At 66.8% G+C, this 15,504-nt stretch carries 18 protein-coding genes; 12 read left to right on the top strand and 6 right to left on the bottom strand.

Translation table 11 applies throughout. The annotated features are described in order from the left end of the window. The first annotated feature begins 2 nt into the window (after positions 1–2). Genes paaD through IEX25_RS16790 form a run of 5 tightly spaced genes read left to right on the top strand, consistent with a single transcriptional unit; the run spans position 3 to position 5,109 of the window. Positions 3–524, top strand: a complete 522-nt coding sequence (paaD, locus tag IEX25_RS16810) for a 1,2-phenylacetyl-CoA epoxidase subunit PaaD (RefSeq protein WP_188716586.1) — start codon at positions 3–5, stop codon at positions 522–524. A 26-nt stretch (positions 525–550) separates the two neighbouring features. Next, entirely contained in the window at positions 551–1,624 is a 1,074-nt protein-coding gene (gene paaE / locus IEX25_RS16805) for a 1,2-phenylacetyl-CoA epoxidase subunit PaaE (protein WP_188716585.1), read from the top strand. A 9-nt stretch (positions 1,625–1,633) separates the two neighbouring features. Next, complete coding sequence (locus IEX25_RS16800) at positions 1,634–2,386, top strand: Phenylacetic acid catabolic protein (RefSeq protein WP_188716583.1); 753 nt, start codon at positions 1,634–1,636, stop codon at positions 2,384–2,386. Between the two features lie 33 nt (positions 2,387–2,419). After that, positions 2,420–4,495, top strand: a complete 2,076-nt coding sequence (paaZ, locus tag IEX25_RS16795; RefSeq protein WP_188716581.1) for a phenylacetic acid degradation bifunctional protein PaaZ — start codon at positions 2,420–2,422, stop codon at positions 4,493–4,495. After that, entirely contained in the window at positions 4,495–5,109 is a 615-nt protein-coding gene (locus tag IEX25_RS16790) for an acyltransferase (RefSeq protein WP_188716580.1), read from the top strand. Before paaZ ends, IEX25_RS16790 begins: the two co-directional genes overlap by 1 nt. A 60-nt stretch (positions 5,110–5,169) precedes the next feature. On the opposite strand, the gene IEX25_RS16785 is transcribed toward IEX25_RS16790, so the two are convergent. The 6 genes from IEX25_RS16785 to paaG form a co-directional block, all read right to left on the bottom strand. Next, positions 5,170–5,469 (bottom strand): type II toxin-antitoxin system RelE/ParE family toxin, encoded by a 300-nt coding sequence (locus tag IEX25_RS16785; RefSeq protein WP_188716578.1) that lies wholly within the window; start codon positions 5,467–5,469, stop codon positions 5,170–5,172. Further along, positions 5,466–5,747, bottom strand: coding sequence for a type II toxin-antitoxin system ParD family antitoxin (locus IEX25_RS16780; RefSeq protein WP_188716576.1), 282 nt, complete (start codon positions 5,745–5,747; stop codon positions 5,466–5,468). The genes IEX25_RS16785 and IEX25_RS16780 overlap by 4 nt, the downstream gene beginning before the upstream one ends. Before the next feature lie 51 nt (positions 5,748–5,798). Beyond that, a complete protein-coding gene (locus tag IEX25_RS16775) occupies positions 5,799–6,398 on the bottom strand; it encodes a TetR/AcrR family transcriptional regulator (RefSeq protein WP_188716574.1) in 600 nt (199 codons plus the stop codon). Positions 6,399–6,477: 79 nt separating this feature from the next. After that, positions 6,478–7,788 (bottom strand): phenylacetate--CoA ligase PaaK, encoded by a 1,311-nt coding sequence (gene paaK / locus IEX25_RS16770; protein ID WP_188716572.1) that lies wholly within the window; start codon positions 7,786–7,788, stop codon positions 6,478–6,480. Between the two features lie 23 nt (positions 7,789–7,811). Further along, a complete protein-coding gene (paaI, locus tag IEX25_RS16765) occupies positions 7,812–8,237 on the bottom strand; it encodes a hydroxyphenylacetyl-CoA thioesterase PaaI (protein ID WP_229665368.1) in 426 nt (141 codons plus the stop codon). Positions 8,238–8,251: 14 nt separating this feature from the next. Next, the gene (gene paaG / locus IEX25_RS16760) at positions 8,252–9,046 is read right to left on the bottom strand and encodes a 2-(1,2-epoxy-1,2-dihydrophenyl)acetyl-CoA isomerase PaaG (protein ID WP_188716568.1); all 795 of its coding nucleotides are present in this window, start codon (positions 9,044–9,046) and stop codon (positions 8,252–8,254) included. 113 nt (positions 9,047–9,159) lie between these two features. Here paaG and paaN point away from each other — a divergent pair, with 113 nt between their 5' ends. The 7 genes from paaN to IEX25_RS16725 form a co-directional block, all read left to right on the top strand. Further along, positions 9,160–10,788 carry a phenylacetic acid degradation protein PaaN gene (gene paaN, locus IEX25_RS16755; protein WP_188716566.1) on the top strand — a complete coding sequence of 543 codons (1,629 nt, stop codon included), beginning with the start codon at positions 9,160–9,162 and terminating at the stop codon, positions 10,786–10,788. A 26-nt stretch (positions 10,789–10,814) separates the two neighbouring features. Beyond that, positions 10,815–11,957 carry an ABC transporter substrate-binding protein gene (locus IEX25_RS16750; RefSeq protein WP_188716565.1) on the top strand — a complete coding sequence of 381 codons (1,143 nt, stop codon included), beginning with the start codon at positions 10,815–10,817 and terminating at the stop codon, positions 11,955–11,957. 60 nt (positions 11,958–12,017) lie between these two features. Continuing rightward, positions 12,018–12,890 carry a branched-chain amino acid ABC transporter permease gene (locus tag IEX25_RS16745; RefSeq protein WP_103174208.1) on the top strand — a complete coding sequence of 291 codons (873 nt, stop codon included), beginning with the start codon at positions 12,018–12,020 and terminating at the stop codon, positions 12,888–12,890. Between the two features lie 2 nt (positions 12,891–12,892). Continuing rightward, positions 12,893–13,849, top strand: a complete 957-nt coding sequence (locus IEX25_RS16740; protein ID WP_188716564.1) for a branched-chain amino acid ABC transporter permease — start codon at positions 12,893–12,895, stop codon at positions 13,847–13,849. Then, positions 13,846–14,637 (top strand): ABC transporter ATP-binding protein, encoded by a 792-nt coding sequence (locus IEX25_RS16735; protein WP_188716563.1) that lies wholly within the window; start codon positions 13,846–13,848, stop codon positions 14,635–14,637. The genes IEX25_RS16740 and IEX25_RS16735 overlap by 4 nt, the downstream gene beginning before the upstream one ends. Then, on the top strand, positions 14,624–15,325 hold the full coding sequence (locus IEX25_RS16730; RefSeq protein ID WP_188716562.1) for an ABC transporter ATP-binding protein: 702 nt from the start codon (positions 14,624–14,626) through the stop codon (positions 15,323–15,325). The genes IEX25_RS16735 and IEX25_RS16730 overlap by 14 nt, the downstream gene beginning before the upstream one ends. Position 15,326: 1 nt before the next feature. Further along, the coding region (locus IEX25_RS16725) for an enoyl-CoA hydratase/isomerase family protein (protein ID WP_188716561.1) at positions 15,327–15,504 on the top strand (178 nt) is incomplete at its 3' end.

The following is a 15,504-nucleotide window of genomic DNA, read 5'->3' as shown; positions in this document are numbered from 1 at the left end:
CCATGTCCGTCACCACGCTGCCCCATACCGACCAGATCTGGGAATGGCTGTCGCAGGTGCCGGACCCGGAAATCCCCGTCATCAGCCTGACCGACCTGGGCATCATCCGCGACGTGCAATGGCAGGGCGACACCTTGGTCGTCACGGTCACGCCGACCTATTCCGGCTGTCCCGCGACGGGCGTCATCAACCTGGACATCGAGACCGCGCTGCGCAGCCACGGCATCGAGAAGTTGGAACTGAAGCGCCAGCTTGCCCCCGCTTGGACGACCGACTGGATCACCGCCGAGGGCCGCGAGAAGCTGCGCGCCTATGGCATTGCCCCCCCTGTCGATGGCACGGCGGCGGATGGCGTTCTGGCGGGCCGGGTGTCGCGGCTGATGGGCAACAACCTGACCATCCAGTGCCCGCGCTGCGGATCGACCCATACGCAAAAGGTCAGCCAGTTCGGCTCGACCCCCTGCAAGGCCAGCTATCGCTGCACCGACTGCCTGGAACCCTTCGACTATTTCAAGTGCATCTGACTGCACGCCCAAGGAAAGACACCCCGATGGCACGCTTTCTGCCCCTGAAGGTCACCGATGTACGCCGCGAAACCCGCGATGCGGTCGTCGTGACCCTGGCCCCCCGCGACGAGGATCGCGCCCTGTTCGACTTCACCCAAGGGCAATACCTGACCTTCCGCCGTGATTTCGATGGCGAGGAATTGCGCCGGTCCTATTCTATCTGCGCGGGCGTCGACGACGGCTGCCTGCAGGTGGGCATCAAGCGTGTCGATGGGGGCGCCTTCTCGACCTGGGCCAATGAGAACCTGGCACCGGGCGACGAGATCGAGGCGATGCCGCCGATGGGCAAGTTTTCCCTGCCCTTGGACCCGGATGCCGCGCGCCATTACGTGGGTTTCGCCGCAGGATCGGGGATCACGCCGGTCCTGTCGATCGTCAAGACGGTGCTGCGGCGGGAACCCCGGTCGCGCTTCACGCTGGTCTATGCCAACCGCCAGATCAGCAGCATCATGTTCCGCGAGGAACTGGAGGATCTGAAGAACCTTTACCTCGGCCGCTTCTCGGTCCTGCATGTGCTGGAATCCGAGGCGCAGGAGATCGACCTGTTCACCGGCCGCATCGACGCGGACAAGATGACCCAGCTGTTCCAGCGCTGGATCGACCCGACATCGGTGGATGCCGCCTTCATCTGCGGGCCGGAACCGATGATGCTGACCGTGGCGCAGTCCCTGCGCGACCACGGGCTGCGCGACGACCAGATCCGGTTCGAACTCTTCGCCTCCAGCCAGCCGGGCCGCGCCAAGGCCCGCCCGGTGTCCAAGGCCACCGAAGCGGGCGAGGGAACGCAGGCCACGGTGACGCTGGACGGCGCCACCCGCAGCTTCACCATGCCGCGCGAAGGCCAGACGATCCTGGACGCCGCCATCGCCAGCAACATGGACGCGCCCTATTCCTGCAAGGCGGGCGTCTGTTCCACCTGCCGCTGCAAGGTGCTGGAAGGCGAGGTCGAGATGGCCGTGAACCACGCGCTTGAGGATTACGAGGTGCGCGCGGGCTATGTCCTGTCCTGCCAGTCCTATCCGCTGACCGACCGCGTGGTCGTGACCTATGACGAATGAGGGTGGCTCATGTCTGACACGATGAACATCGAGGACTATCTGGCCCAGGGCGGTGTCCTGACCGCGCCCGGCAACGTGCCCGCCCGCTATCGCGGCGAGTTGATGCGGCTGATGTCGTCCTTCGTGGACAGCGAACTGGCGGCATCGGCCGGCTTCGCGTCGTCCATCAACTTCGCGCCCGGCATCCGCGAACGCATTGCCGCCAGCCGGATCACGCTGGAAAAGGCCGACCATGCGGAACGCGTCCTGGCGGTGATGGGCGATTTCGGCACCGACACGGGCCGCTATCAGACGCAGCACGACTGGGCCGCCCGCGTGGACCGCGACACCGACCTGGGCGCGACCCGCCGCGAAGGCGACATGCGGCTGTCGGTGTTCCATTACCCGATCAACGGCTGGACCGACGCGGTCGTGATGAACGTGCTGCAGGGCCTGGCGACCGGCGTGCAGATGCAGGAACTGACCCGCATCTCCTATGCCCCCCTGGCCGAGGTGTTTCGCGAGATCGCCCCGCGCGAGGCGCGCCATGCCGAACTGGGCCTGAAGGGGCTGACGCGGATCGTGGAAAGCGATGCGGGCCGCGCGCAGGCACAAACGAGCATCGCCTATTGGCGGCCCCGTGTCGCGGCGGGTTTTGGGGTCGCCAACTCGGCCCGCTATCAGACGCAGGCGCGCCTTGGCATCCGCCGCACCCCGAATGAAACGCTGCTGGCCCGCTGGGAACAGCTGACGAACGAACATCTGGCTGCCTTGGGTCTTTGACCCGGCGGCTTTCGATCACTGGAAGGACAAGCCATGACCATCACGCTTCGCGCGCCGCGCCGGCTGGAAAGCTATCTCTGCGGGGAATGGGTGCCCGGCGCGAAGGAAGGCCAGGTGCTGCTGGACGCGGCCACCGGCGATCCGGTGGCGACCATCGACTCGACCGGCCTGGATTTCCGGGCGGCGCTCGACCATGGCCGCGCCAAGGCGGGGCCAAGGCTGCGGGCCATGACCTTCCACGAACGCGCGGGAATGCTGAAGGCGCTTGGCCTGGCGCTGATGGCGCAGAAGGAAGACTTCTACGCCGAAAGCCTGCATACCGGCGCGACCCGTTCCGACGGCTGGGTGGATATCGAGGGGGGCATCGGCACCATGCTGACCTTCGCATCGAAGGGCCGGCGCGAGTTGCCCAACACCCGCGTGCTGACCGATGGCGACGTGGAGCCCCTGTCCAAGGACAACAGCTTCAGCGCCCAGCATATCCTGTCGCCGCTGCATGGCGTGGCGATCCACATCAACGCCTTCAACTTCCCCGTCTGGGGGATGCTGGAAAAGATCGCGCCCACGCTGCTGGCGGGCGTGCCCTGCCTGGTCAAACCCGCCAGCCAGACCGCCTATCTGACCGAACTGGTGGTGCGCCGCATCATCGACACCGGCATCCTGCCCGAAGGCGCGCTGCAACTGGTCTGCGGATCGGTGGGCGACCTGCTGGACCATGTGACCGAACAGGACGCCGTGACCTTCACCGGGTCCGCCCACACGGGCCGCAAGCTGAAGACGCATCCCGCGATCGTCAACCATTCCGTCCGCTTCACGATGGAGGCCGACAGCCTGAACGCCACCATCCTGGGCCCCGACGCGGTGGCGGGCACGCCCGAGTTCGACTTGTTCGTGCGCGAGGTCGCGCGCGAGATGACCAGCAAGGCGGGCCAGAAATGCACCGCCATCCGCCGCGTCATCGCGCCGCGCGGGCAGGTTGACGCGCTGATCGCCGCCCTGCGCGACCGCCTGGACAAGACCGCGCTTGGCCTGCCCGGCGAGGAAGGCACGCGCATGGGCCCGCTTGCCAGCCTGGGCCAGCGGGACGAGGTTCGGGCGCGCATCCGCGAATTGCAGGCGGTGGCGGAAATCGTGGCGGGCAACCCCGACGACGTGCGTATCGGATCGGGCGACGCCGAAAAGGGCGCCTTCCTGAACCCGGTCCTGCTTTACGCGGACAAGCCCTTCGAGGCCGCGCCGGTCCATGATTGCGAGGCTTTCGGCCCGGTGTCCACCGTCATGGCCTATGACGACCTTGACGAAGCGGTGGCGCTTGCCGCACGCGGGCGGGGATCGCTGGTGTCCTCGGTCTTCACCGACGACAAGGATGTGGCCGAACGCGTGGTCCTGGGCGTGGCGCCCTTCCATGGGCGGGTGCTGATCGGGAACCGCGCCTCGGCCAAGTCGTCCACCGGGCATGGCTCGCCCCTGGCGCCGCTGGTCCATGGCGGCCCCGGCCGCGCCGGCGGGGGCGAGGAGATGGGCGGCATCCGGGGCGTCAAGCATTTCATGCAGCGCACCGCTGTCCAGGGTACGCCCCGCCTGCTGTCGGCGGTCACGGGCCGCTGGATCGAAGGCGCGGATACCCAGGCGGGCGACCATCCCTTCCGCAAGTCGCTGGCCGAACTGCGCATCGGCGACCAGTTGGTCACGGCGGCGCGCCAGGTGACGCAGGAGGATGTCGAGCATTTCGCCCATTTCACCGGCGACACCTTCTATGCCCACATGGACAGCGATGCCGCCAAGGCCAACCCCTTCTTCGACGACCGCGTGGCCCATGGCTATCTGATCGCCAGCTTCGCGGCGGGGCTGTTCGTGGAACCCAATCCCGGCCCGGTGCTGGCGAATTACGGCGTCGATAACCTGCGCTTCCTGACCCCGGTCTATTTCGGCGACACGCTGCAGGTCCGCCTGACCTGCAAGGAGATCAACCCGCGCGAAAACGCCGGCCACGGAGAGGTCCGCTGGGACTGCCAGGTCACGAACCAGAACGGCGCCGTGGTCGCGCAATATGACGTGCTGACCATGGTCGCCAAGCAATGGCCGCCTGTCGAAACGCCGGGGACGTGATGGCCAGGATCTATTCCTGGGACGGCATCGTGCCGGTGATCGACCCCTCGGCCTTCGTTCACCCCGAGGCCGTGGTGATCGGCGACGTGATCGTGGGACCCGGCGTCTATGTCGGTCCCTGCGCTGTCCTGCGCGGCGATTTCGGGCGCATCCTGCTGCACGAAGGATCGAACGTGCAGGAAACCTGCGTGATCCATTCCTTTCCCGGCAAGGACGTCGTGGTCGAGGAATCCGGCCATGTCGGCCACGGGGCGGTGCTGCACGGCTGCCATATCGGCCGCAACGCCATGGTCGGCATGAACGCCGTCATCATGGACGAGGCCGTGGTGGGCGAGAACAGCATCATCGCCGCCATGGCCTTCGTGAAGGCCGGCGCGCGGATCCCGCCGAACTCGCTGGCGGTGGGCTCGCCCGCGAAGGTCATGCGCGAACTGTCGGCGGATGAGATCGCCTGGAAACGCCAGGGCACCGGCGTCTATCAGCAGCTTGCCATCGAGGCGAAGGTGAAGCTGGCCCCGGCGGTCCCGCTGACCCAGGTGGAACCGGATCGGCGGCGGGCCGAGGCGCCGCGCTATGATCCGCTGGTGACGGCGCGGAAGGGGTTTGATCGGTAGGGTGCGTGCTTGCACGCACCGCTTTGCAAGGCGTAAGGATGGTGCGTGCAAGCACGCACCCTACAGCACGCCTTCCCAATCCCGGCCCGCCGTAAAAATCCGCAGGATCGTCACCGCTTCGTCGCCCACGGTGAAGGCCACGGTCAACCGGCGCTCGAAGCCGATGATCCGCAGGTTCGGGCGTATGTCGGCGCGAAGATGCCCGCGTTCGGAACCGATGCTCAGCCGCCTGCAAAACCCCTCGACCCGCGCAAGATAGGCGATGGCTGTTTGGGGCGATGCCGCGTCGGCGATCCAGTCGTAAAGCGCGGCAAGATCCTCGGCCGCCTCGGGCGCGAAGACGACCCGGCGTTCCTTCACGAACGGCCTGCAAGCGCCTTGGCGTGACGGGCACGAATGGCCTCGAACACCCAGTCGGCGGGCAGACCACGCGCGGGATCGGCCTCCATCGCGTCATAGACGGGCGCGACTTCCTCGCGCAGCCAGCGGTCCACGGCGGCGTTGCGTTCCTGCAAGGCGCGCAAGCCCGCGCGGACAACCTCGCTGGCCGAGGCATAGCTGCCCGAGGCGACAAGGTCGTCAATGAAGGCCGCATGTTCGGGGGGCAGGCTGACGGTGCGCTTTTCGACGGTGGCCATGGGTCTCTCCGGGCAGGTATGGGGAATTCATACCACAGCCGCCGCGCCTTGTCACCGCACCGCCTTGATCCCTTCCAGGATTAGCGTGGTCGCCACATCCGCATAGTCTTCCCGGCTGATCCGCCCGCCGTCCTTGAACCACATATAGACCCAGTTCATCATCCCGAACAGCGACATGGTGACGGGCATCAGCAGCGGGCGCTCGCGGGTGTTCAGGTCGGGGTTGATCTGGTCCAGCACGGCGGAAAACCGTTTCACGATGTCGCGCTCGACCTCCATGATCCGGGCCTTCTGGTCGTCGGTCAGCGCGGCGGTGGCGTTCAACTGCACCTTGTGCTGGTTGTCCGCCCCGCGATAGCTTTCCAGCACCGCGCCGACCAGGCTGCGCAGACGCTGCTGCGGCGGCAGTTCGGGGTCGTCGGCGGCCTCGATGGCCCCTTGCAGTTCCTCAAGATGCGTCATGATGATCGCGAAGATCAGCGCGTCCTTGGACGGATAGTAATGATACAGCAGGGCCTTGCTGACCTGGGCCTGCTGGGCGATCTGCGACATGGACGCCTTGTCCATGCCCTGTTCGGCAAAGACAAGCGCCGCATGATCCAGGATGATGCGGCTCTTTTCCTCGAAGTCCTGTGCCCGTGTTCGCGCCATGGGGTCACTTTCCTGCTGGACAATCATCCGCCGCTTTAACTGGGGGTTGCGGCAAAGTCACCATCACCCCCGAACGCGGTCATTCCTTTGGGCGGTTGTCGATCACCCGCTTGGCCTTGCCTTCCGACCGGGCGATGCCGCCGGGATCGCGCACCTCGATCCGGGTGGAGACGCCCACCACCGACTTGATGTGATGGGCCAGTTCCTTGGCCGACAGGGCGCGGGCATCGGCCGCCGCATGATCCTCGGCGCATTCGACACAGACGGTCATCGTGTCCATGCGGCCCGACCGGGACAGTTCGATCTGGAAATGCGGGGCGAGGCCGGCGCATTTCAGGATCTGCTCCTCGATCTGGGTCGGGAAGACGTTGACGCCGCGCAGGATGATCATGTCGTCGGACCGGCCGGTGATCTTCTCGATCCGGCGCATGGACCGGGCGGTGCCGGGCAGCAGGCGGGTCAGGTCGCGGGTGCGGTATCGCACCATCGGCAGGCCTTCCTTGGTCAGCGTGGTGAAGACCAGTTCGCCCATCTCGCCGTCGGGCAGGACTTCGCCGGTCACCGGGTCGATGATTTCCGGGTAGAAGTGGTCTTCCCAGACATGCAGCCCGTCCTTGGTTTCGACGCATTCCATGGCGACGCCCGGCCCCATCACCTCGGACAGGCCATAGATGTCGACGGCGTGCATGTCGAAGGCTTCCTCGATTTCCTGGCGCATGGCATTGGTCCAGGGCTCGGCGCCGAAGATGCCCACCTGCAGCGAGGATTCGCGCGGGTCCAGGCCCTGACGCCGGAACTCGTCCAGGATCGACAGCATATACGACGGCGTCACCATGATGATGCGCGGCTTGAAGTCGTTGATCAGCGTCACCTGCCGTTCGGTCATGCCGCCCGACATGGGAACGACCGTGCAGCCCAGCTTCTCGGCGCCGTAATGCGCGCCAAGCCCGCCAGTGAACAGCCCGTATCCATAGGCGTTGTGCAGCATGTCGCCGGGCCGCCCGCCCGCCGCCCGGATCGACCGCGCGATCAGGTTCGCCCAATGGTCGATATCGGCCTGGGTATAGCCCACCACGGTCGGCTTGCCGGTGGTGCCGGACGATCCGTGGATCCGCACCAGCTTCGACTGCGGCACGGCGAACATGCCGAAGGGATAGCAATCGCGCAGATCCTGCTTCACCGTGAAGGGAAATTTCGCGATGTCCTTCAGGGTCTTCAGGTCCTCGGGGTGGACATCGGCCTCGATGAACTTCTTGCGGTAGAAGGGCGAGTTCTCGAAGGCGTGCTTCAGCGACCGCTTCATGCGGTGGAACTGCAGCGCCTCGATTTCGTCGCGCGAGGCGGTCTCGATCGGGTCGAGATCCTTGGGGTTCGGGGTCAGGTCTTCCATGGGTCTCCTCCCTCTCGGTGCGGTCAGGCAGGCAAGTGCGTGCCCTTGACGGTGCGCGAATGGCCGCGGAACTCGGCCACGTGGTCACCGTCCTGGTTGGTGATGCGGATGTCGTAGATGCCCGACCGGCCCCGGCGCGACACCTCGGTCGCGGTGGCCGTCAGGCGATCCCCGATGCGGCCGGGGATCAGGTAGGTGACGGAACAATGCTGCGCCACGGCCATCTGGTTGTAGCTGTTGCAGGCGAATGCGAAGGCGCTGTCGGCCAGCGTGAAGATATAGCCGCCGTGGCAGTTGCCATGCCCGTTCGACATGGCGTCCGTGATGGTCATGGACAGCGTGGCCCGGCCGGGCGCGATGTGGTCCAGGGTCATGCCAAGCCGCTGGCTGGCCGAATCGTCGTTCCACATGGCGCGCGCCGAGGCTTCGGCGATCTCCTGCGGGGTCATGTCGCCGACGGGTTTCATTTGCCGCTGAACCGCGCGGGGCGCTTTTCCAGGAAGGCGGTGACGCCCTCGGCGTAATCGGCGCTGCGGCCCGCCTGCTGCTGGCAGTCGCGTTCGGCGTCAAGCTGCTGGTCGAGGCTGTTGGTCGCGGCCTGCTGGATCAGCCGCTTGGTCAGGCCAAGGCCCAGGGTCGGGCCTGCTGCCAGCGACCGGGCCAGGGCTTCCGCCTCGGTCATCAGGTCGGCATCCTCGACCGCCTTCCAGATCAGGCCCCAGTCGGCGGCCTTTTCGGCCATCAGCGGCTCGGCCGTCAGGGCAAGCGCCTTGGCGCGGGGTTCGCCCAGGGTGCGGGCCAGCGACCAGGTGCCGCCCGCGTCGGGGACAAGGCCGATCCTGGCAAAGGCCTGGATGAACTTCGCCGATTTCGCCGCCAGCACGATGTCGCAGGCGAAGGCGATATTGGCCCCCGCACCCGCCGCCACGCCGTTGACGGCGCAGACGACCGGCTTTTCCAGCGACCGGATCAGCCGCAGCGTCGGGTTGTAGAAGGTTTCCAGCGTCCTGCCCAGGTCGGGCGCAGGCCCGCCCTTGCGGGGATCGCGGTCGCCCAGATCCTGCCCGGCGCAGAAGCCGCGTCCCGCCCCGGTCAGCAGCACCGCCCGGACCGCCGGATCGTCATGCGCCCGCTGGATGCCTTCGCGAAAGGCAAGGTGCATGTCCTCGTTGAAGGAATTCAGCTTGTCGGGGCGGTTCAACGTCAGCGTCAGAACGCCATCGGCCAAGGCCGACAGCACCGTCGGGGATGCGGTCATGGTCTTCTCCCTTTCGCCACGATTTCTCGGGCTCCTCGAAGAAATCTGTTGCATAAACCGACCGGCCGGTCAATGATATTTGCAAGCCGGAGGAGGAACCGGCGGAGGAGCCCATGACCGATTTCTTTGCCCGCCATCGCCAGATGCTGGAGGACGCCGTTCAGGCGCTTCACACGCGCGCTTTCTGGACCCCCTTCCCCGAGATTCCCAGCGGGAAAATCTATGGCGAAACGGCCAAGGCGGATGGCGAGGCGGCTTACGCGGCGTTGATGGGGCAGCCCTTCCCCCTGCCCGGCCATCCCGAACAGCGCCGCCTGGGGGCCGAGGTTTCGCCCTGGGGCGATTCGCTGGGCATCACCTATCCGGCGGCGGATGCGCCCGCGCTGATCACGGCGGCCCAGGCGGCAGCGGACGATCTGGCGGCGGCCAGCGTGGAACAGCGCGTGGGTGCCTGCCTGGAGATCCTGTCGCGGCTGAACCGGATCAGCTTCCTGCTGGGCCATGCGACGATGCACACCACGGGCCAGGCCTTTGCCATGGCCTTCCAGGCGGGCGGGCCCCACGCGCAGGATCGCGGGCTCGAGGCGGTCGCCGTGGCCTGGACGGAAATGACCCGCTTCGCCGATTCCGCCCGCTGGGAAAAGCCGCAGGGCAAGGCCCCGGCCCTGGTGATCGACAAGCAGTGGACGCTGGTGCCTGCCGGTGTCGCGCTGGCGATCGGCTGCAACACCTTCCCCACCTGGAACAGCTATCCCGGCATCTTCGCAAGCCTTGCGACCGGCAACCCGGTCATCGTGAAGCCGCACCCGGCGGCGATCCTGCCGCTGGCCCTGACCGTGCAGGTCGCGCGCGACGTCCTGGCCGAAGCGGGTCTGCCCGCCGACGCGATCCTGCTGGCCGTGGACGAACCGGGGGCCGAGATCACCAAGCAGCTTGCCATCGATCCCGCCGTTCGGCTGATCGACTATACCGGGTCGTCCACCTTCGGCACCTGGCTGCGCGAGAATGCCAGGCAGGCGCAGTTGTTCACCGAGGAAACCGGCGTCAACAGCATCGTCATCGCCGCGACCGACGATTTCGACGGAATGTGCGCGAACCTGGCCTTCTCGCTGTCGCTCTATTCCGGGCAGATGTGCACCGCGCCGCAGAACATCTATGTGGCGCAAGGCGGGATCGCGACGGATCAGGGGCACAAGTCCTTCGATCAGGTGGCCGAAGGCCTCGCCGCAGCCATCGACACCTTGCTGGCCGATCCCAAGCAGGCAGCGGGCATCTGCGGTGCCATCGCCAATCCCGCCACGCGCGACCGGGTGGAACAGGCCCGCGCGCAGGGCCGCGTCCTCCGCGACGGCACGCCGCTGCTGCTGGCGGTGGATGCCGATGCCCCCGTGGCGCAGGACGAATGCTTCGGCCCGGTGGGTTTCGTCATCCCCTGCCGGGACGCCGATGACGGCATCGCCCGCGCAGCCGACCTGGCCGTCCGCAAGGGTGCCATCACAGCCGCGCTCTACGACACCGACGATGCCCGCATCGGGCGCGCCGTTCGCGCCTTTGCCCGCGCGGGCGTGAACCTGTCGGTCAACCTGACCGGCAACATCTTCGTCAACCAGTCGGCGGCCTTCAGCGATTTCCACGTGACGGGGGCCAACCCTGCCGGAAATGCCAGCCTGACCGACACCGCCTTTGTCGCGACCCGCTTTCGCCGCGTGATGTGGCGCAGGCCCGCCGCTGTTACCGTTTGACCAAGTTCTCTGGGGAGGAGACGACAATGCAGAAGACCCTGACCACCACGGCCCTTGCCACGCTGCTGGCCTTGGGCGCCACCGCCGCATCCGCCGAGATCCGCATCGGCGCATCGGTATCCGCCACCGGCCCCGCCGCCTTCCTGGGCGATCCCGAGGCCAAGACCCTGGAAATGCTGGTCGAGCAGATCAACGAGAACGGCGGCATCAACGGCGAGGAAATCGCTCTGACGCTTTACGACGACGGCGGCGACCCGAACAAGGCGCGCACCTTCGCCACCCGCCTGATTGAGGATGACGAGGTCGTGGCGATCATCGGCGGGTCCACCACCGGCACTTCCATGTCGATCCTGTCGGTCGCCGAGGACAACGAGATCCCCTTCATCTCGCTTGCCGGCGCCATCGAGATCATCGACCCGGTCAAGCCCTTCACCTTCAAGACGCCCCATACCGACCGCATGGCCTGCCAGAAGATCTTCGAGGACATGCAGAAGCGCCAGATCACCACCATCGGCATGATCTCGGGCACCGACGGCTTCGGCGCGTCGATGCAGGCCCAGTGCAAGGACGTGGTCGGCGAATACGGCATCACCGTCGCCGCGGACGAGACCTACAACCCGACCGACGCGGACATGACCACGCAGCTGACCAAGATCCGCAACACCGAAGGCGTGCAGGCCGTGCTGAACCCCGGCTTCGGCCAGGGCCCGTCCATTGTGACGCGCAACTATCGCCAGCTTGCCATCGACCTGCCGCTGTATCAGTCGCATGGCGTGGCGTCCGACGGCTTCATCGAACTGGCCGGGGCCGAGGCCGCCGAGGGCGTGCGCCTGCCCGGCACCGCCCTGCTGATCGCGGACCAGCTGCCCGAGGGCGATCCCCAGAAGCCCGTCGTCGATGCCTACAAGACCGCCTTCGAGGAAAAGACCGGCACCTCGGTCGGCACCTTCGGCGGCTATGCCCATGACGCCTTCCTGATCCTGACCGACGCCATCACCCGCGCCGGCAGCGCCGAGCCGCAGGCGATCCGCGACGCCATCGAGACGACCTCGGGCCTGGCCGGCACCACCGGCGTCTATACCATGAGCGCCGACAACCACCTGGGCCTCGACCTCTCCGCCTTCCGCATGCTGGAGATCAAGGGCGGCGAATGGACCGTGGTGGAATGATCCGCTGACCGCCGCGCCCTTGCGGGGGCGCGGCACCACCTGCCAGCCTTGGGGGTCATCATGCCGGAATTGCTGCAGTTCATTTTCTCGGGCGTGACGGTGGGCGCGGTTTATGCGCTTGTCGCGCTTGGCTTCACGATCATCTACAACGCATCCGACGTGGTGAACTTTGCCCAGGGCGAATTCGTCATGCTGGGCGGTATGCTGACCTTTGTCTGCCACGCGGCGGGCCTGCCCCTGCCGCTGGCGGCGCTGATCGCGATCGTCGTCACCTCGGCCATCGGCGTCGCCATGAACAAGCTGGCGATCGAGCCCGCGCGTGGCGCGCCCGTGGTGTCGCTGATCATCATCACCATCGGCGCGTCGATCTTCATCCGGGGCGGCGCGCAACTGCTGTTCGGCAAGCAGATCCACAGCTTCCCGGCCTTTTCCGGCGACACGCCCCTGCGCATCGGCGGTGCGACGATCCTGCCGCAAAGCCTGTGGGTGATCGGTGGCGCGGTGGTCGTCTTCGTGGGCCTGTGGCTGTTCTTCACCCGGACCCTGACGGGCCGCGCGGTGCTGGCGACATCCAACAACCGCCTGGCCGCGCAACTGGTGGGGATCAACACCAATTTCGTGATGACGCTGTCCTTTGCCCTGTCGGCAGGCATCGGCGCGCTTGCGGGCGTGCTGGTGACGCCAATCACGCTGACCTCCTATGACGTGGGGCTGGCCTTCGCGCTGAAAGGCTTTGCCGCCGCCATGCTGGGCGGGATGGGCAACCCCAAGGGCGCGCTTGTGGGCGGCTTCCTGCTGGGCCTGATCGAGGCGCTGACCGCGGGATACCTGTCGTCGCAATACAAGGACGCGGCGGCCTTTGTGGTGATCCTGCTGGTGCTGTTCTTCATGCCGCAGGGCCTGTTCGGCCACAAGTCCGTGGATCGGGTGTGACGATGAAGCTTTCCGCCAAATCCTCGACCCTGCTGGTCCTGGTCGTCCTGATCCTGCTATCGCCGGTGCTGTTCCCCTCGGGCTATTACTACCGCGTGGGCGCGCTGATCTTCGTCAACGCCATCGCCGTCACCGGCATCGTGATCCTGACCGGATATGCGGGCCAGATCAGCCTGGGCCATGCCGGTTTCGCCGGAATCGGCGCCTATGCCTGCGCGCTTGCGCCCGTGCATCTGGGGCTGCATCCCTCGCTGGCGCTTGTGCTGGGCGCGGCGATTTCCGCCGTGCTGGCCTGGCTGGTCGGCCGTCCGATCCTGCGGCTCAAGGGCTATTACCTGGGCGTCGCCACCCTGGGCTTCGGCATCCTGATCTCGATGATCCTGAACAACGAACGCCAACTGACCGGCGGCCCCGACGGGATGGAGGTGCCGGACCTGGGCCTGCGCGGGCTGCTGCGGGATGCGGGGCTTGACCTGACGAACGGCCAGTTCTGGTATTTCTTCTGCGGCATCGTCCTGATCGCGGCCGCATGGCTGGCGCTGAACCTGTTCAACAGCCCCACCGGTCGCGCCCTGCGCGCGCTGCACGGGTCCGAGGTCGCGGCCCGCACCGTGGGCGTGGACGTGGCCCGGCTGAAGCTGCAGGCCTTCGTGATCTCGGCCGTCTATGCCTCGGTCTCGGGGTCGCTGCTGGCGCTGCAGAACAAGTTCATCACGCCGGATGTCGCGGGCTTCATGCACTCGATCGAGATGGTGACCATGGCCGTCCTGGGCGGCGTGGGATCGGTCCTGGGCGCGATCTTCGGCGCGGCGGTGCTGACGCTTCTGCCGCAGGTGCTGACGGTCTTCGCCGAATACGAACAGCTTGTGCTGGGCCTGGTGATGATGCTGGTGATGATCTTCCTGCCGCAGGGGCTTTTGCCGTCCATCCTGCGCAAGGTCCGGGGGAAAGACGAATGACCGCGCTTTTGTCAGTCGAAGGCCTGGGCATCACCTTCGGCGGCCTCAAGGCCGTGAACGATGTCAGCTTCACCGTCCGCCCTGGAGAGATCGTGTCCGTGATCGGGCCGAACGGCGCGGGCAAGACGACGCTGTTCAACATGATCTCGGGCGTCTATCAGCCCGGCAGGGGCCGCGTGGTCCTGAACGGCGAGGATGTGACCGGCATGGCCCCGCATCTGCTGGCCCGGCGCGGCATGTCGCGGACCTTCCAGAACCTGCAGATCTTCCAGTCCATGACCGTGCTGGAAAACGCGATTTCGGGCTATCACCTCAAGGAACGCGGGCCGGTGCTGGCGGACCTGTTCAACCTGCCCTCGTCCCGCCGCCGCGCAGCCGCCGCGCAGGCGGGCGCGCGCGAATTGCTGGCCCGCGTGGGCCTGGACCGCGCGGCCGAGCGAGAGGCCGGGAACCTGTCCTATGGCGCGCTGAAACGGCTGGAGATCGCCCGCGCCCTGGCCCTGTCGCCCAAGATCCTGCTGCTGGACGAACCCGCCGCAGGCTGCAACGCGGTGGAAACCGAGGAGATCGACCACCTGATCGCCGAGGTCGCGAAATCGGGCGTGGCGATCCTGCTGGTCGAACACGACATGAAGATGGTCATGCGCATCTCGAACCACATCGTCGTGCTGGACCATGGCGAAAAGATCGCCGAGGGCGATCCTGCCAGCGTCAGCCGCAACCCGGCGGTGATCGCCGCCTATCTGGGCACGGATGCAGAAACGGAGGCCGCCCATGCTGACGGTTGAAGGGCTGCGGTCGCGCTATGGCCGGATCGAGGTTCTGCACGGCATCGACCTGACGGTGGATTCCGGGGAGATCGTCACAGTCGTCGGCGCCAATGGCGCGGGCAAGACGACGCTTCTGAAATGCCTGTCGGGCACCCAGCCGGTATCGGGCGGCACCATCACCTTCCGGGGCGAGACGCTGACCGGCGTTCCGGCACATCGCCGCCCCGCGCGCGGGCTGACCCAGTCGCCCGAAGGCCGCCAGATCTTCACCAACCTGACGGTCGAGGAAAACCTGCGCCTGGGGGCATACCTGTTCACCGACGACCGCGTGGAAAAGGACATGGAGGACGCCTTCGCGATGTTCCCCATCCTGCGCGAGAAACGCAACCTGGCGGCGGGCGGGCTGTCGGGCGGGCAGCAGCAGATGCTGGCCATGGCCCGCGCGCTGATGGGGCGCCCGTCCTGCCTGCTGCTGGACGAGCCGTCGATGGGCCTGGCCCCGATCATCGTGCAGCAGATCTTCGACGTGGTCAGCGGGCTGAAGGCGCTTGGCGTCACCGTGCTGCTGGTCGAACAGAACGCCTTCGGCGCGCTGAAGATCGCGGACCGGGGCTATGTCATGGAAACCGGGCGCATCACCATGTCGGGCGCGGCGGCGGACCTGATCGCCGACCCCCGCATCCGTGCGGCTTACTTGGGGATATAGCATGTCGGTCATCAGCATCACTCGGGACGGCGCGGTTGCCCTTGTCACGGTGGACAATCCGCCGGTGAATGCCTTGTCGCAGGCGCTGCGGCAGGGCTTGTGGGACGCGGTGGCCTCGCTGGACGCGGACGATGCCGTGCAGGCGGTGGTGCTGCTCTGCGCGGGGCGGACCTTTATCG

Source organism: Paracoccus acridae (assembly GCF_014642735.1).
GTDB classification, from domain to species: Bacteria; Pseudomonadota; Alphaproteobacteria; order Rhodobacterales; family Rhodobacteraceae; genus Paracoccus; species Paracoccus acridae.
Note: the sequence above shows the minus strand (reverse complement) of the source record. Positions and strands in the feature narration are given on the sequence as shown.

Bases quoted from the DNA above. Each gene is read 5' to 3' on its own strand.
- paaD (WP_188716586.1), top strand. From the start codon at position 3: ATGTCCGTCACCACGCTGCCCCATACCGACCAGATCTGGGAATGGCTG.
- paaE (WP_188716585.1), top strand. From the start codon at position 551: ATGGCACGCTTTCTGCCCCTGAAGGTCACCGATGTACGCCGCGAAACC.
- IEX25_RS16800 (WP_188716583.1), top strand. From the start codon at position 1,634: ATGTCTGACACGATGAACATCGAGGACTATCTGGCCCAGGGCGGTGTC.
- paaZ (WP_188716581.1), top strand. From the start codon at position 2,420: ATGACCATCACGCTTCGCGCGCCGCGCCGGCTGGAAAGCTATCTCTGC.
- IEX25_RS16790 (WP_188716580.1), top strand. From the start codon at position 4,495: ATGGCCAGGATCTATTCCTGGGACGGCATCGTGCCGGTGATCGACCCC.
- IEX25_RS16780 (WP_188716576.1), bottom strand. From the start codon at position 5,747: ATGGCCACCGTCGAAAAGCGCACCGTCAGCCTGCCCCCCGAACATGCG.
- IEX25_RS16775 (WP_188716574.1), bottom strand. From the start codon at position 6,398: ATGGCGCGAACACGGGCACAGGACTTCGAGGAAAAGAGCCGCATCATC.
- paaK (WP_188716572.1), bottom strand. From the start codon at position 7,788: ATGGAAGACCTGACCCCGAACCCCAAGGATCTCGACCCGATCGAGACC.
- paaI (WP_229665368.1), bottom strand. From the start codon at position 8,237: ATGACCCCGCAGGAGATCGCCGAAGCCTCGGCGCGCGCCATGTGGAAC.
- paaG (WP_188716568.1), bottom strand. From the start codon at position 9,046: ATGACCGCATCCCCGACGGTGCTGTCGGCCTTGGCCGATGGCGTTCTG.
- paaN (WP_188716566.1), top strand. From the start codon at position 9,160: ATGACCGATTTCTTTGCCCGCCATCGCCAGATGCTGGAGGACGCCGTT.
- IEX25_RS16750 (WP_188716565.1), top strand. From the start codon at position 10,815: ATGCAGAAGACCCTGACCACCACGGCCCTTGCCACGCTGCTGGCCTTG.
- IEX25_RS16745 (WP_103174208.1), top strand. From the start codon at position 12,018: ATGCCGGAATTGCTGCAGTTCATTTTCTCGGGCGTGACGGTGGGCGCG.
- IEX25_RS16740 (WP_188716564.1), top strand. From the start codon at position 12,893: ATGAAGCTTTCCGCCAAATCCTCGACCCTGCTGGTCCTGGTCGTCCTG.
- IEX25_RS16735 (WP_188716563.1), top strand. From the start codon at position 13,846: ATGACCGCGCTTTTGTCAGTCGAAGGCCTGGGCATCACCTTCGGCGGC.
- IEX25_RS16730 (WP_188716562.1), top strand. From the start codon at position 14,624: ATGCTGACGGTTGAAGGGCTGCGGTCGCGCTATGGCCGGATCGAGGTT.